The sequence below is a fragment of the Shewanella sp. 10N.286.51.B8 genome (assembly GCF_041469325.1).
In the GTDB taxonomy this organism is placed as follows: Bacteria; Pseudomonadota; Gammaproteobacteria; order Enterobacterales; family Shewanellaceae; genus Shewanella.
The window spans coordinates 34400-50807 of sequence record NZ_JBFRKG010000003.1 but is presented as its reverse complement, the minus strand read 5'-3'; the positions used below and the strand labels follow the sequence as shown (position 1 = coordinate 50807).

General features: G+C 41.3%; 13 protein-coding genes. 8 read left to right on the top strand and 5 right to left on the bottom strand.

Annotated features, from left to right (window positions below; translation table 11 throughout):
- The first annotated feature begins 32 nt into the window (after window positions 1-32).
- The gene (sohB, locus tag AB4160_RS00890; RefSeq protein ID WP_198590876.1) at window positions 33-1046 is read left to right on the top strand and encodes a protease SohB; all 1014 of its coding nucleotides are present in this window, start codon (window positions 33-35) and stop codon (window positions 1044-1046) included.
- Window positions 1047-1067: 21 nt separating this feature from the next.
- Window positions 1068-2090 (top strand): helix-turn-helix transcriptional regulator, encoded by a 1023-nt coding sequence (locus AB4160_RS00885; protein ID WP_102476343.1) that lies wholly within the window; start codon window positions 1068-1070, stop codon window positions 2088-2090.
- Window positions 2091-2159: 69 nt separating this feature from the next.
- Here AB4160_RS00885 and AB4160_RS00880 read toward each other — a convergent pair whose 3' ends face one another.
- The 4 genes from AB4160_RS00880 to AB4160_RS00865 all read right to left on the bottom strand — a co-directional run bounded on the left by AB4160_RS00880 (window position 2160) and on the right by AB4160_RS00865 (window position 8189).
- Complete coding sequence (locus AB4160_RS00880; RefSeq protein WP_372003249.1) at window positions 2160-3368, bottom strand: SO2930 family diheme c-type cytochrome; 1209 nt, start codon at window positions 3366-3368, stop codon at window positions 2160-2162.
- Window positions 3369-3473: 105 nt separating this feature from the next.
- The gene (locus AB4160_RS00875) at window positions 3474-6122 is read right to left on the bottom strand and encodes a parallel beta-helix domain-containing protein (protein ID WP_372003246.1); all 2649 of its coding nucleotides are present in this window, start codon (window positions 6120-6122) and stop codon (window positions 3474-3476) included.
- Window positions 6123-6360: 238 nt separating this feature from the next.
- On the bottom strand, window positions 6361-7428 hold the full coding sequence (locus tag AB4160_RS00870; RefSeq protein ID WP_102440541.1) for a DUF3083 family protein: 1068 nt from the start codon (window positions 7426-7428) through the stop codon (window positions 6361-6363).
- Window positions 7429-7610: 182 nt separating this feature from the next.
- Complete coding sequence (locus AB4160_RS00865; protein WP_241904989.1) at window positions 7611-8189, bottom strand: arylesterase; 579 nt, start codon at window positions 8187-8189, stop codon at window positions 7611-7613.
- An 85-nt stretch (window positions 8190-8274) separates the two neighbouring features.
- Between AB4160_RS00865 and AB4160_RS00860 the strand changes: the two genes are divergently transcribed.
- The 5 genes from AB4160_RS00860 (at window position 8275) to AB4160_RS00840 (ending at window position 14063) form a co-directional block, all read left to right on the top strand.
- Window positions 8275-9024 carry an ABC transporter ATP-binding protein gene (locus AB4160_RS00860; RefSeq protein ID WP_102440543.1) on the top strand — a complete coding sequence of 250 codons (750 nt, stop codon included), beginning with the start codon at window positions 8275-8277 and terminating at the stop codon, window positions 9022-9024.
- Window positions 9024-11507 (top strand): ABC transporter permease, encoded by a 2484-nt coding sequence (locus tag AB4160_RS00855; RefSeq protein WP_372003243.1) that lies wholly within the window; start codon window positions 9024-9026, stop codon window positions 11505-11507. The genes AB4160_RS00860 and AB4160_RS00855 overlap by 1 nt, the downstream gene beginning before the upstream one ends.
- Window positions 11508-12066: 559 nt before the next feature.
- Window positions 12067-12369 carry a hypothetical protein gene (locus tag AB4160_RS00850; RefSeq protein WP_303501686.1) on the top strand — a complete coding sequence of 101 codons (303 nt, stop codon included), beginning with the start codon at window positions 12067-12069 and terminating at the stop codon, window positions 12367-12369.
- Between the two features lie 345 nt (window positions 12370-12714).
- A complete protein-coding gene (locus AB4160_RS00845) occupies window positions 12715-13011 on the top strand; it encodes an antibiotic biosynthesis monooxygenase (protein ID WP_102440545.1) in 297 nt (98 codons plus the stop codon).
- 170 nt (window positions 13012-13181) lie between these two features.
- Window positions 13182-14063 carry a LysR family transcriptional regulator gene (locus AB4160_RS00840; protein ID WP_102476339.1) on the top strand — a complete coding sequence of 294 codons (882 nt, stop codon included), beginning with the start codon at window positions 13182-13184 and terminating at the stop codon, window positions 14061-14063.
- A gap of 45 nt (window positions 14064-14108) precedes the next feature.
- On the opposite strand, the gene AB4160_RS00835 is transcribed toward AB4160_RS00840, so the two are convergent.
- Window positions 14109-15005, bottom strand: a complete 897-nt coding sequence (locus AB4160_RS00835; RefSeq protein WP_372003240.1) for a TIGR01777 family oxidoreductase — start codon at window positions 15003-15005, stop codon at window positions 14109-14111.
- 272 nt (window positions 15006-15277) lie between these two features.
- On the opposite strand from AB4160_RS00835, the gene AB4160_RS00830 reads away from it, so the two are divergent.
- Window positions 15278-16408, top strand: a complete 1131-nt coding sequence (locus AB4160_RS00830; protein WP_102440548.1) for an AI-2E family transporter — start codon at window positions 15278-15280, stop codon at window positions 16406-16408.

Genomic DNA, 16408 nt, shown 5'->3' with positions numbered 1-16408 from the left:
CGGCAATTAACTTTTCCCATTTGGAGTGTATTTTGGAGTTTTTATCCGAGTACGGCATGTTTCTAGCGAAAGCCGTCACTATTGTCGTTGCAATTCTTGCCGTTGTTATTGTGGTTTTAGCAAGCAGTATTAAACATAAAACTGAAAAGGGTGAGTTAAAGCTTACTGATGTTACTGATGAGCTAAAGGAACTTGAGAAAGAATTAAAGCAAGAGCTGCTGTCTAAAAAGCAATTTAAAGCTTATGAGAAAAAACTAAAAGCTGATGAAAAAGCGGCTGATAAAGAAGATGCTCCCACTTCAAAAGTATTTGTTATCGATTTTAAAGGCAGTATTGATGCAGGTGAAGTCGCCTCATTAAGAGAAGAAATTACTGCGGTATTAACCGTTGCTGATGAAAACGATCAAGTGTTAGTGAATGTTGAAAGCGGCGGCGGAATGGTGCACGGCTATGGTTTAGCCTCTAGCCAGTTAGACCGCTTGAAGCAAGCCAATATCCCACTGACTATCTGTATTGATAAAGTGGCAGCCAGTGGCGGTTATATGATGGCCTGTGTTGCGAACAAAATTGTTGCCGCGCCATTTGCGATTGTGGGTTCAATTGGTGTTGTTGCCCAATTACCAAACTTTAGCCGTTTACTTAAAAAACACGATATTGATTACGAGCAGCATACCGCTGGTGACTTTAAGCGGACTTTAACCGTGTTTGGTGAAAATACTGATGAAGGTCGTGAAAAGTTCCAACAAGAGTTGGAAGAAACCCATGTGTTATTTAAACAGTTTGTCAGTAAGTACCGTCCAGATATGGATATTGCAAAAGTCGCAACCGGCGAGCATTGGTACGGTCAACAAGCGATTGAATTAGGCTTAGTTGATGCTATTTCTACCAGTGATGATGTGGTGCTTGAGTTAGCCAAAAAACACCAAGTCATTAAAATTAAATATCAAATGAAAAAGAAACTGGCTGATAAAATTGCCCATGGCGCTTCTTTATCGGTTGATAGTGTATTAAACCGTTTGATGGAGCGTGATAACGCTGTTAAATAAGCCATTTAGAATAGGGTATCGATGCAAAGAGAATTAGGCTACAAGGCAAATATGATGGTAGGGGATCAATGTTACCCTGCCTTTGAACTACGGAATTTGCTTAACTTTATTGAACTGCATCTTGGCGACGTTGTCGCTACTGATATCTATTTAAAAATTGGCTTAGGGCCGCAAGAACTCAACGCCATGCAGTTTGTTTATGTATGGCAGGTTGAGTATGCCATGGAAGTGTTAAGAACGACCTCGCCAGATCCTGAAATTGGCGCTCGATTGGGCGCCAGTTATCAAATTGCCAGTCTTGATGTGTTACTGCCTTTCTTTGATAAATTTACCACCTTAAATCAATGCCTACTGTTTGTGATCAAAAACCCTGATTTAGCGGGTAGCTTTGCTGATACTGTTATTCGTTTTGATGAGACTAGATTATGGGTAAGGTGGCTCAATACCGGAAAAGCTAACGCCCAAAAGTTTGCTTTTCAATTTCAGCACAGTGTTTGTGCGTTATTAGGCGCAGCAAGGCAGTTAGTGGCTTCAACTGTGGTTATTGATGAAATTCATATGGCAGAGCCTCAATGTAACACTGAGTTTTTAAGTGCAGAAACCGGCGCTAAAATTGTGTTTGATTGTGATTTCTATGAGTGGGGTATTGATATTGCTATACTCAATACACCGCTAAGTTATCAATTTGACCACCTTGCCTTAGCCGCTTCGGTGCCAGATGGCGTGTCATTTATTGAGCCGCTGCTGACAGATATTCGCCTATGCATGCCTAAGCCACCCAAGCTTGAACAATTGGCAGAAAAACACCATATGAGCGCCCGAAGTTTACGCCGAAAACTATCGGCTGCGGGAACCAGTTATCAAAAGCTGGTGGATCAAGTGCGCTGCCAAGCAGCGATAAATTTAATTTTAGCAAATGAGTTGAGTGCAGAAGACATATCTGAAGTGCTCGGTTATGGCGATGTTAGCCATTTCAGACAAAGCTTTAAGCATTGGCTTGGCTATCCACCCGGTCACTTCTTAAAGCTTAATCTTGTCAGTTAACAGTCTTTAGTTTTCCTATTTCATTGCTTAATCATTCATTATTTAACGGTGCACTCTGCTACAGCTAATTTAACTGCACGTTGCAATGGTGATAGCCATGTCATCAATCCAGCGTTTAATTAAATCAGCGCCTTCAATGTGGGTCATTTCTCGGCCAATGGGCGGCATTCTATCTTTAGGGCTTAACAGTGTTTGTCGATAATGCACAATAGAGCGCTCGCCATTGCCAGGAACAATGTCATAAGCAAGCCCATTAGGGCCGCCATCCCAACCTGGTGGCTGCTTACACACGCCATACTCAAATGAAGTATGGTCAACATGGTAGTTGAGTCTGAGGCCTGAAATACTGGCAAAGCCCTCTGCACTATGGCAATGGGCGCAATTTACATCGAGATAGCCTTTTGCTCTGCTGGTTAAATCTGCAGTGTCATCATTAACGGCAAATGATTGTGCAACGCTGTTAAGCGCGGGTAAGTTTATTAACAGGCCTTGTTGTGACCACTGAGTCAGTTGATTAATGGGACTGTTGTTGCCGTGTGTTACTTGGCGGTTTAATAAATGGGCTTTCAGTCCGATGGGCTTTATTTTACTGATCCCTTGCTCATTAACCTGATGACAAATCTTATATTCTGCTTTACTGGGAATGTGATAATCAAAACTAATCGATTCACCTTGATTATCCATGGTATGCGCTACATTCGCACCAGCGATAACAAGTTTGGCTTGGCCTTCTATCCATTGGTAGGCCAATGCTGTCCAGCCAGTTTCTCGATGGATTAATAGCCGTGTTTCGATTAATTTCTCATTATCTGCGCCACTATTTTGGGTATCAAAAGGTAACGCAAAGCTTTTAACTAATACACTACCAACGGGTAATTCGAATTGGCTTTGGGCTTGAAAGCTGATTGCTTGATTATCAGGTAAAAAAACAAACCGATATTTACTGGCGTAATTGGAAAATAACTCAGTAGATAGTTGGTAAAGCATACCTGGGCTTCGTGGTGATTCAGTTGGTTTGCTTGGGTCGATAAACAAGCTGTAATCCGCTAGATTGTCACAATCTGCGCTCATTAATGCGGGCCAATTCACTTCGCTATTGTTTTGTAAACATAGCTCATCTGGCGCTGTCTCGGGATCCTCTGGTACTGCTACAGGTGGCGTTGGCGTATCAAGGATATTGTTATCGTTATTATTCTCTTTTGAGTCAGAGCCGCCGCAGGCTATTAGCGACAAACATAAACTAATAACAAGTATTTGATGGGCTTTAAAAACAAACATTGATGACATCCTTGTATGAATAGAATGTACGATGAAAAAGCCGAGTTTCCCCGGCTTATTTGGTTTGATATAACCCGTGGTTACATCATATGGGTTAAAGTTGACTTAAGAGCATGATGCTGCAGGTAAACGCTTAATCCACTCATTGATCAGTGCTACGCCTTCATCATGAGATAAACTGCGACCAATTTCAGGCATACGATCGCCAGGTTCATTGGTTTCCATACGGAAATGTAAGATTGACTCTTCAGGATTACCCGGAACCACATCAAAACCTAAGCTGCCGCCGCCATAAGCAACAGGTGACTTACAAGTACCATGGGAAAATCCTGCATCTTCATCATAACTGCGCCAGTACTCTAGCTTTAAGCCTGTGTTAGAGGCATTACCTTCAGGCCGATGACAATGGGCACAGTTAATATCTAAGTAGCCTTTAGCTGCGGCCATAAGCTCAGTATCCGACATAGAATCAATATTTGCTTCATCGCCATCTTGGAATTTTGGCACCATAGGGACAGTGTCTAATTCTGGCACGCCTTGTAAAATACCTGCCGCTTGCCATTTCGCGAGTTGATTCATTGCTCCATCAGCATATGGGTAAGTTTTATTAAGGTGACGAGCTTTAGGTCCAATGGGCATAAATACCGCATTACTGTCTTCACCGGCTTTAAATTGATGACATTGCTTACATTGATTCATGCTGGGTACGACGTAATCAAATGCCAATTCAGCGCCTTTGTGAGTAATGGTTTTTCCTTGAATCGCGCCCGCTTTAGCAATAACAGCATCGGATTTATCGGCTTTCCAAACATAAGGCAGCGCTGTCCAGCCAGTGTCACGATGGATCAGTAATCGTGTTTCAATTAAATCCTCGTTTGCAAATCCACGATTATTAGTGTTTGTTGGTAAAGAGAAGGTTTTACTGATCACTGTGCCTACAGGGAAGTCGAATGATTCATTTTCGCTGTAGTCGGCGATAGTGCCATCAGGTAAATACACAAAGCGATATTTACTGGCATGATCGGTAAATAATGGCGTATTAAGATCATAAGGTAAGCCACCCGAGTTTGGCCCATCGGTTGGATTAGCCATATCTGCAAATAGATTATAATCAGACAGGTTAGGGCAGTTAGCTTTTAGTAGTGCATCCCAGCTGACATTATCACCACTGGCTTCACATAAGGCTAAATCACCATCGCCTTCAAGGCCGCCTTCACCTTCACCAATAGAGCCACCGCCACCGATTAAAGTGCCGCCATCACAACCTGCGGTATCATCATCAACACCACAGCCAAATATCTCATCACCAAAGGTAACGGTATGAACAGGTAGGCTCACTTGAGCGCAGTTCATTAAGTCCATTTGCGTTTTTTCATAAAGCACATCGGCAATACTGGCATCGGTATTATTATTGGCATATAAACGGCCAATACTTACCTCACCATTATTTTGCGCACACACGTTATCACTGCCATCGGCTGCAAAAGGTAACTCCTGTAAACCTAAATAGGCCGCGGTGCCGTTGTTAGAGAACATCTCACCTAAACCATCATATAAAATCCCCGGTAATGCGCCGTGGGTTAATACATAAGCGGTGATGATATCTTTAATTAAATAGCCTTTTGGCTTAGTGCCATAATCGCTTATCACGTTGTCATGAATGGAGATATTACGCGGTGTTGGACGCCAGCCATCATCAATAGCTTGGCCTGGTTGACCATAATTACCCACAAAAGTACTGATATCGGGCTCAGCAATAAAGAAGCTCGAAATAGTTAAGCCAACCGTGTCGTGGTTTGTAATTTCATTATTAAAAATTTCTACATCGTCAGTGGATAACACAATCACCCCAGTTCCGGGTGGCACAATATGTACCCCTGCTGGGTTTGATGATGCGTTAGCAAAGTTCAAGGTATTATTATCGTAAACCTTGTTATTAAAAATACGTACGCTTGAACCATATCTATGGTTATTAATCGGTAAATCGAAGACTAAAATACCGCCGGTATTACCCATGGCCTCGTTATCGTAAACGTCGGCATATTTAGAGTTTTCAATTTCAATGCCGGCGACGTTTTCTTTAGCGATATTGCGGCGCACTACAATATATTGGGATTGGCCAACGTAAATACCGGCATCAGCACTACCGCGAACATAGGTATCTTCAATAAGAATGTTTTCACACTCTACAGGATACAAACCATAAGCACCGTTGCCTTCATCAAGTTCGCCTTCCCAAATGGTTGCCAACCTTCTTAAAATAATGCCATTGGTATTTTTGAGTTTAATACCGTTATTTTTGGCTTCGTTAACGGATAGGTCTTGAATAATAATGTTCATGGCATTTTGAACAAAAATACCATCACCCGAATTGGCCTCAGAAAAATCCAACACGGTTTCATCTTGGCCGTAACCCATAATGGTAATATTTTTGGCAAAACTGCCGTCGCCGTCTACATCACCATCAAACAGTAAGGTTGATTCTATTTTGAAGTTACCTTTGGGTAATACGATAACGTCATTACTTTGGGCGTTGATTAATGCTTCTTGAATACTGATAGTGAGGTTATCACCCGCTTCGACCATGATGGCACCTTCAGGGAAGGTGGGACCGGTTTCTGCTGGTGGTTGAACAACGGGTGGGGTTTCGGTGATCTGTGAATCGTTATCATCTGAGCCGCAGCCCGCTAAACTGATTGTGACAGCTGTTGCTACAAGTGTAGGTACCAGCCAAGGCTTTGTCTTGTTGAACATAGCATCTCCTGCTTTTTATTATTTATGTCCTACTCCAGCGTTATACGCCCCAAAGGAGTGGATACGATTTATTCGTATGTTGTTCAACATGCCTTGGAGGACACTTGTTAATCAATGTGAAACCTGGACACATTTATTTAACAAGTTTTTTTGATGTATCTTGCACAAGGAAGGATGATAAAAAAGGAGCAATAAAAAACGGCAGCTAGGCTGCCGTTTATGGGGAGAATAGAGTTAATTATGCTTTATAGCTAAGGTGTTGATGGAAGCCTACAGTTAAATCGATGTGCTCTTTATCAAAGTCGATGTCACTGATAAATTTACGCATCGCATCTTCAACTTGGTTCATAAAGCGGCCATAACCACCATCAGCAATATCACTATCACCCGCAACAATGACAAAGCGTATTGCTTCAGTAATGACATTTCCATCCCAATGACAGATAGGCTCAGCATCTGTGGCACTAGGGTCAAAACCGATCATTTGAAATTCAGCGGTACTTTGTAAATCTTCAAACTTACTATTACGTACTAAAGGTACTTTACCATTAGCAACCACGGCTAATTTATTCAGTTGTTTTGAGCGAGCAGCGTCAATAAATTTTTGGCAAACCTTTTGGTAACTATCGCTAAAATCATTGCGGTTTTCTGCAAGTAGCTGATTTTTAATTCGGCGACCAACAGGCATAGTGATCTGAACGTAAGAAAGTGCACTGACATCTTCTGGTAATGGGCAGTCACGATGCTGGTAGCGGCTATTAAGCGCTCTTAGCTTATAACCGTAGGTTTCTTTATGACCTTTATTTTTGGCAAATAGATCATAAGAAATATGCTGGTGATCGCGTATTTTGGTTGCCAGCTTCTGAGTGGGTAACTGTGGCATTAATGCCTCAGTAAACTCACGAATACGAGCATGAAAGTTTGCTGCTTTGCTGCGAATTTCATCACCCGTTGCTAAAAAGACCACTTTAAGTTTTTTAGCGCGATAATCAGGAATCATGTGTAAACGGTTTGCTTCATGATGCACCGGGTTATAGAAAAATCGTAACTGCTCTTGGGTTGAAAAACAGTAAACCTCATTATGAAAACGCACAACAGGGAGTTTATCTGTCGCAACAACATGGACATTATAAAGTTCAAATTTATCCGCGGTTTGAAAAACCAGCTTAGAAAACTCTTGGTAGCAGTTTTCTAACGTTTCATAATGAGCGATAAACTCATCGGTAAGTGGGAAACCAACGGTAATATATTGATTTTTTCTGGTCGTAGTAGGTAGGTAAACTTTCTTTTGCCGACTGATAGCCATGAGATTTCCTTGTAGTCATAAACAAAATACCAAACCTTATTGCTCAAAAACTGTCATTAAGGATTAGTATTTTAGAACGTTTGAACAAAGTTATTTGTGTATCATTCTAAATCCTAAACCTTAAAATAAAATTACTATTTTAGGCTTTTGTTCTCATTTTTGACTAAATGTTTTAACCTCTGTTACTTTTTTACTGCATCGATGATCCATGGACTCATCCATTGCGTAATTTTAGGCTGGGCATCCTCATTAGGGTGAATGCCATCTCGTTGCATTAAGTCAGGGTTTGGAGCGATTTCCTGCATAAAAAATGGGATCAGTTCAATATCATAATCACTGGCCAATTGATGATAAACATCATTAAACATTTTAGTATATCGAGGACCATAATTTGGCGGCACCATGATTTCAGTAAGTAACACATCGGCGCCACTTTGTTGAGATAACTCAATCATTTTTGTAAGATTTGATTTCAGCTGTTTTGGGGGGAACCCACGTAGACCATCATTACCACCAAGCTCAATAACAACAAGGTCAACAGGGCTCGAAGCCAGTAGATCTGGTAGTCTACGTAATCCGCCAGCTGTGGTTTCACCGCTGACAGAGCCATTAATAATTTGGTATTCGGGCAGGTCATTACGTAACAATTGTACCCAACCTTGCTCTTCCGACATGCCATAACCTGCACTTAGACTATCGCCAAGGATTAAAACCGTGGCAGCATAGCTAGGTGTCGATGTTAACAACGCGGATGTGACCAGTGTTGAAAACGACACTGCAGATACCACAACTAAGATGAAAGCCGCATTAAGCAGGCGTTTCGCCGGTAATAATAAGAAGGATCGTATGTCTACTAATTTTGCAAATAATTCCAGTGCCATTAATGTAACTAACCTCAATAAAACAGTGGTGACCCAAGAGGGGGAGCTCACTATCCTCAACGGCATTAATATGGATGTCAAGCAGGGAGACAGTATTGCTATTCTTGGGCCTTCTGGATCTGGCAAGTCAACCTTACTGGGTTTACTGGCTGCGCTTGATACGCCAACATCGGGTGAGATCTATCTTGATGGCCAAGCATTATCGGGCCTGAATGAAGAGCAAAAAGCCGCCTTGAGAAAACAAAAGGTCAGTTTTATTTTCCAATCTTTTATGTTGGTCGATACCCTTACCGCACTTGAAAATGTCATGCTGCCAGCGGAGCTTGCTGGTGTCAGCAATGCTAAAGAAAAGGCCCAAAGCATGCTGGGCAGAGTGGGGCTTTCCCATCGTTTGACCCATCTTCCTAAGCAATTATCGGGCGGCGAACAACAACGTGTGGCTATTGCTAGAGCCTTCATTTGCGAGCCTAAAGTGTTATTTGCTGATGAACCTACCGGAAATTTAGACAGTGTAAACGGCGATAAAATTGCTGATATGTTGTTTGCCTTAAACCAAGAAAGTGATACCACGCTGGTGTTAGTGACCCATGATCTTGAATTGGCTAAACGCTGCAAACGTCAACTGGTGATGGAAAATGGTCATTTGTCTGAACCTGCGATAACGGCTGCAAACACTAACTCGACGCTTGAAAACGTGACCGAGGAGGCCAGCTAATGGAGTTACAATTAGCGTGGCGTCTGTTTAAAAGAGAATTAATGCAAGGCCAGCTAGTACTAATTGTATTGGCGATAACCTTGGCTGTGTTATCGGTCAGTGGTCTTGCTCGAGTGAGTGAGCGATTACAAGTTGCCATTAATGGTGAGGCGGCTAATTTTATCGCCGCTGATCGCATTATTGATTCACCTGTTAAAATTGATGACAAGGTATTGGCGATAGCAGAGTCATTATCGGTTAACTATGTCACCAATATGAAGTTTAACTCCATGGTTTACTCGGGTGACAAATTTCAACTGGTGACTATAAAAGCTGTTGCTGATGGTTATCCACTGCGGGGCGAAATAGAGCTATCATCAGGCGCGACTCAAGCACTGCCCGCTAAAGGTGAGGCGTGGTATGAAAATCGCTTAGGGGGGTTACTGAATTACCCCAAAACCCTTGAACTGGGTAATATAGAGCTTAATTTAAGCGCTGAGATTAGTCGTTTACCCGATGCAGGCTTTAATCCTTTTGCATCATCACCAGTACTTTTAATGCGTCTTGATGATGTTGACTCAACAGGCATTATCCAACCAGGTAGTCGAGTCAGTTATATTTATCAATTTGCTGGCGATGCAGCGCAATTAACCAAGTTTGAAAACCAAGTTAAACCGCTATTAAATAATAGTCAGCGCTGGGTAGACGTTCAAAGTGGTGATTCACCGATTGCCTCTGCGGTAAAACGTGCCGAACGCTTTTTATTGCTGGCAAGCTTGTTAGGTATTGCCCTTGCGTGTGCAGCCATTGGTATTGCCGCTCAGCGCTATTGTCAGCGTCATTATGATGTGGTGGCGATGCTTAAAACCTTTGGCGCTTCAGCTAAGCAAATCCGCAGCTTGTTTGGGTTGCACCTCATGTTGGTAACGGCATTAGGTATTGTCTTAGGTTTAATCGGTGGTGTGCTACTGGATATTGGTATTACCCAGTTTTTACCTGCTGAAATAGCGGCTTATTCTCCGCCTTATAGCCGACCAATTCTTCTGGGTGTCAGTACCGGGCTCATCAGTGCATTTATGTTTTCTGCCTATCCATTGATGCGCTTGTTAGCTATTCCACCATTACGGGTATTACAGCGTCAATTAGAAGGCTTACAGCTAGGCATGTGGCTGCATTTGTTGCTGAGTTTAGGGGCGATGGCGCTACTGGGCTACTTATATTCACGCAGTATTGAACTGACCATGACTGTGGTGTTGGCTGTATTGTTATTGGGAGTGCTGCTTAGCGTGCTGGGCTTTGTGATGATCCGCCTTGGTCACAGCGTTGGCATGAAAACCACCAACCCATTTCAGTTAGCATTAGCGGGTCTGCGCCGCAGAGCTAGACAAAATGCAGTGCAGTTGGTTGGGTTTAGCAGCGCATTAGTGCTTTTACTGACCATTTTGGCGTTAAGACAAGACTTACTCAATGAATGGCAAAAACAATTACCTGAAAATGCGCCTAACTATTTTCTGGTCAATATCGCCCCAGAAGATGCTAAGCCATTAGATGACTTCTTAGATACTAACAAAATTATCGCGACCGATATTTACCCTGTGATCCGTGGTCGCTTAACTCATATTAATGATGAAGAGTTGATTTCGCGAGATGAAGAAAAGTCTGGCATAGAAGGGCGAGTCGGTATTTCAAGAGAGTTAAATCTGACTTATCGTGACGCCTTGCCGCCTAACAACGACATCACTGAAGGCACATTTAATCAAGCAGATGATGAGGTGTCGGTCGAGTCAGGTGTAGCAGAGCGCTTAGGCTTAGCCCTTAACGATACCATGACCTTTACTATGGATAATCGGGCGGTTACCGTTAAAGTGACCAGCTTTAGACAAGTACAGTGGGAAACCTTGCAACCTAATTTCTTTATGATATTTAGGCCTAAAGCCTTAGAAGGTTTTTCGTATACTTCTATGGCGAGCTTTCATTTAAATGATGAAGACTTGAAACAGGCGGGCAGTTCGCTAACTGCAAATGCCGTGGTATTGCAGTTAATTCAGCAGTTTCCGACAATTTCGGTTATCGATGTTGGCGCTATGGTGCAACAACTTAGACAGATTATTGACCAAGTGTCATTGTCGCTTACCTTAGTGTTGGCACTGGTGTTACTGGCAAGTGCTTTAGTGCTGATAGCCCAAACGGAAGCAGGAATGGCGACTCGCCAGCGTGAGCTTGCAGTGCTGCGCACCTTTGGCGCTTCAGGCTGGTTACTTCGCTCAGCAACAGGGCTTGAATTTGCCATCTTGGGGGCTATAGCAGGCCTTTTAGCGGTGATTGTCGCTGAGTTTGCGCTGTACATGCTCAAAACCCAAGTGTTTGAACTTGTGGTGTACATGCACTGGCCGTGGTGGGCAATCGCCCCTATTGCGGGCGCCGCAGTGGTATCCTTCTTAGGGATGTGGCGCTGCAGGCAGTTACTTAATCGTTCTTGCAGTGAGTTGCTAAAAGCCGGTTAATAACGGGTTTTATTATTTAAAGGAGAAGGCTAGCCTTCTCCTTTTTTATTGGGTTAAATTTAGTAGGTTTTATATGGGTTTTGGTTTAAAAGCATTAAAAATGCTTTAGCACTTCTGTTAATTGCAGCGAAGAGTGATTTATCACCTGTTGAGTTTGAAAGTTCCTAACTAAAAGTGTCCAATTGGAGTTGACCAGTACATTATACCTAGAACCAATAATTTATCGAAAAGGACTCGGATATATTCTTGCTTAAGCGCTTGGAAAAGATGTGTTTTTTCGAAATGTTGACGCAATACTACAGTACGTTCAAAATAATAATCTAGCAGTAATTAAATTCTATCACTGACATTATTTTATCCAAACAGGTGTAGATGTTGATGAAGCGCACTGGCAGGTAAGCCGTTAATTTGCAGATAAAAAAGCATGTTGCGAACCTCGAAACTGTTCAGAGTATACACCGCATTCACATGGGATATAGTTTGATTTGTAATTGAAATTGGCTATATAATTAATTAGTTAAAATATTGTAACTTATCAATCTAAATTCAAGGAAGAAACATGATTATTAAGCATAAAAAAACCTCTCTTATATTTACAAGTTTATGGTTAGTAAGCTTTTTATTTATTATCTACTTTATATCACAGCCTTATAATCTTCTTCCTGCAGACAGTAATGAGGCTGTTTTTAAAATGGTAGTATTTGGAGCTAATTTTATCTCATTATTACTTGCTTTTTGCTTTTATTCCAAAGCCAAAGGATACCCCTCATTTTTAGGTTTTTTATTATGGGCATTACTTTTTATTGGGTTTATAATATTGCTTTATTTACCTGATAAAACTGTTGAAAACTCTTCACCTTAAAAACGATTAAACTAGCTAGCACTTTACTAATCTAAATTGCATGGCTTACCCCAATTAGTTAAATTCTTAATTTCCACTCGGCTTTAGTTATTGCTCATTACTTGGTGACTTAAGATGGCCAGACCTAGACAAACACTCGTTAGCTTAGAAGATACGCCTTACTACGACTGCTGTTCACTTGTGGTACGTAAGGCATTTTTTCGAGTTTGATAAGTCGACTGGTGAAAACTTTGAACGTTGACGAAAGTGGGTAGTTCAAGGATTTAATTAAATAAGTTTTGGCAGAAATAGGGAGTGTTACTCCCTATTTTTATGCCTTATTACTAATCAAAAGGAGTTTGAAGCATGTTTGCGGTGATATTTAAAGCAACGGTTGGACAACAAGATAAGCATTATTCAGATACTGTTGCCGTGATGAGGGACCTAGCGTTTAACCATTATAATTGCATCGATTTTATTGCAGTATCAGAAGGGGATAAGGAAATCGCGATTTCATATTGGCATTCAGAGGCAGATATTCAAGCTTGGCATCAAGATTCAAAACATGCCGTGGCGCAAAAGTTAGGTCAAGATAAGTGGTACCGCGCTTACAGCGTTGAAGTTGTCGAAATTAAAAGGCAATATTCCTTCGATAATCAATAGTTGTTAACTTACTTTCTCCAGCTTCTTACTGCGAATAGTTAAATCATTTAATTATCAAAGTGAGTAAGTTTTATAACCTGCTGTTATTTAAAATTTGCTATGCTATCAAAACTAAAGATTAGCAGAGCGTGCCATCTGCACTTGCAGCTTGAATAACAAAGGTAACTTTGATGATTAATCAAAAATGGTTAACGACCTTCTTAAAATTGGCTGAAGTAGGCCACTTTACTCAAACTGCTGAGCAGTTGTTTATGACTCAACCGGGTGTGAGTCAGCATGTGCAGAAATTAGAAAAGCAGTTGAACGTAAAGTTAATCGAACGCTTTGGTAAGCGCTTTGAATTAACGTCGGCCGGTATGCAGTTACAGCAATATGGCCAATCTCTAGTTAAGGAACAGCAGCAATTATTAACCGATTTACAGCTTGATTCAGAACATGTGGGTGAGTGCCGCTTTGCTTGTTCAGGTTCATTAGCCTCATTGTTATATCCGCACTTTATTGATTATCAAATCAAACATCAGCAGCTGAATGTTTCAATCGAAGCTGGACCCAATAGAAGGATAATAGAGTTATTATCCAATAACGATATTGATATTGGCATTGTGACCCAGCTTGTTTCCGACCCTGAACTTGAAGTGTTAGCCATAGGCTATGAGCACCTTTGTCTTGTGGTGCCGAAAAGTGAATCAAAAACGGTAATAAATTATGATGAGTTAATGGCGTTGGGCATGGTTGCTCACCCAGATGCGATGCATAATTGGCAGCAAGTGGTGGCTAATAACTATAAAGATAAACAAGCAATAGAGGTTCGGGTTGTCAGTTATGTTAATCAACTTAACCAAATTTTGTTGCCAGTTTCAAAAGGCCTAGGTTTTACTGTGTTACCTGAGTTTGCAGTAAAAAGCTTTAGTGATGTAGCGGCAATATCGATTGCTAAACTTGATAAGCAGGTAAAAGAGCCCTTGTACATGATTTATAAAAAACATCGACCTTTACCAAAACGTTACCAGTGGTTTATGGATAAAACCACTGAGCTGGTTAACAGTAAATAGTGTTCTTGAAGACCACAATAATCAGAACTGCACATATCCAAGTGATTAGGCATTAAAAATTGAATCTAACGCTGGGTCAATATGGGTATATTTAAAGTTAAAGCCTGACGCCAATGTACGTTTGGGCAATACAAATTGCCCTTCAACAATTAAGTCTGCCATTTCGCCCATGGCTAACCGTAATGCTAATACAGGTGTCGGGATTTTAGCTGGGCGCTTTAAGGTAAAGCCTAATGATTGAGCAAATTGCTTGTGATTAACAGGATTCGGTGCGGTAGCATTGAAAATACCCTTAGCATCGTTAGAGTTAATTAAGTGTTCAATCAGATGGGTTAGGTCATCAATGTGGATCCAGCTAACCCCATGGGTGCCTTTACCAATCGGGCCGCCCAAGCCTAATTTAAACGGTGGCAACATTTTTGCTAATGCACCGCCATTTTTACCTAATACAATGCCAATTCTGAGCACACAGACTCGGGTGTTTTCTGACTGAGCTTTTAAGGCTAAGTGTTCCCACTCACTACAAACCTGATGGCTAAACTCATCATGGGCTTGACTATGCTCATCAACAGGCTCTTGGCCTTGGCGACCATAAAAGCCGATGGCAGAGGCGCTAATAAAACTTGCTGGTGGGGTGGTGCTTTGTTGGATCAGCTGGGCCAGTCTGGCGGTTATATTCCAGCGACTGTCGCAAATACGTTGCTTTTGTTGTTGGCTCCAGCGTTTGCCGACAATGGGCTCTCCAGCTAGATTTATCACGCTATCAAATTCATTGAGATTGTCTAAGGTATCAAGGCCTGATAAGTACTGATGTTTATTACCCAGCACGGCTTCAGCATGCTCAATATTACGGCTAACAATAGTAAGCTTATGTTCTTCTTGCAGTAAATGTACTAATTGTTGGCCAACAAATCCTGTTGCCCCAGTTATTAAAATCTTCATAAAGTCTCACCATTCATTTTGCCAACATAAGTAATAATACGTGCTAGCTTAGCGTTTCGATCAGTGTTTAGTGACTTGCTTTAGTTTCAAATTAATTAATTTTACTCGCTTAATTCACCCTTGGGGCGCTTTAAACATTTATACACAAAATATAACAGGTATAATCAATAACTTTGCAGTTAGTTGTTTTGTTTTTTCAATTAATTACGCATATAGTTTCAACTTAACAAATCTTAGTTTAATTCACGTTTAAGTATAAAAAGGTTTTCATTATGAATGGAGGTAACTCTTCCTCGATTGCGTTACGTGGTTTTGCCATCATGGCTTGCTTAGTGGTGATCCTTGCCGGTATCAAAACAGCAAGTCCAATTGTGGTCCCGTTTGTATTATCTGCATTTTTAGCGGTTGTTTGTAATCCCGCCATTGTATTTATGAGCCGTTTTAGGGTACCTAAATGGCTATCAATTATACTGTTGATGCTATTGATCGTGCTAATGGGCTTATGGCTGGCGAGTTTAGTGGGCAGCTCTATTAATGAGTTTTCTAAACAAATACCGGTTTACCGCCAACAATTAATTGAGCAGTTTTCATGGATATTAGAAAAGCTAACCGCGTTAAATATTAATATCTCTAAAGAAAAAGCCTTAGAATACTTTGACCCCGGTATGGCCTTAAGCATGACCACTAATATGTTGTCAGGCCTTGGTAATGTGATGGCAAATCTGTTTCTAATCATCTTGACCATTATCTTTATGTTGTTTGAAGCCCAATCATTACCGAAAAAGTTTCATTTTGCCTTAGACGATCCAGACATGCGCTTGAAGCAAATTGATAAATTTTTGCATTCAGTTAATCAATATATGGTGATAAAAACCCTCGTCAGTATTGGCACCGGTATTATTGTCGGTATTGGCTTGAGTATTATTGGGGTTGACTACGCATTATTGTGGGCAGTGTTAGCCTTCCTGTTTAACTATATTCCCAACATTGGTTCTATAATTGCTGCTATTCCAGCGGTACTATTGGCATTCATTCAAATGGGGCCCGGGGCTGCAGGTGTTACGGCTTTATTATTTTTAGGCACAAATACTGTCATGGGTAATGTGGTTGAACCTAAATTTATGGGCCGCGGTTTAGGCTTATCAACCTTAGTGGTGTTCTTGTCATTAATTTTTTGGGGCTGGTTACTTGGCTCAGTAGGGATGCTGTTATCTGTACCACTGACTATGATTGTCAAAATTGCATTAGAGTCCAGTGACAGTGGTAAGTGGTTGGCTATCTTGTTATCTGATGAAATCCATGATGAAGATGACAAAAATGGGGAATTAGTTGCCCGAGTAGAAGAAGCCGAACAAACAACAGATGAAACCCCATCTGAAAAGTCCGAAAATGGTCATGTTTAA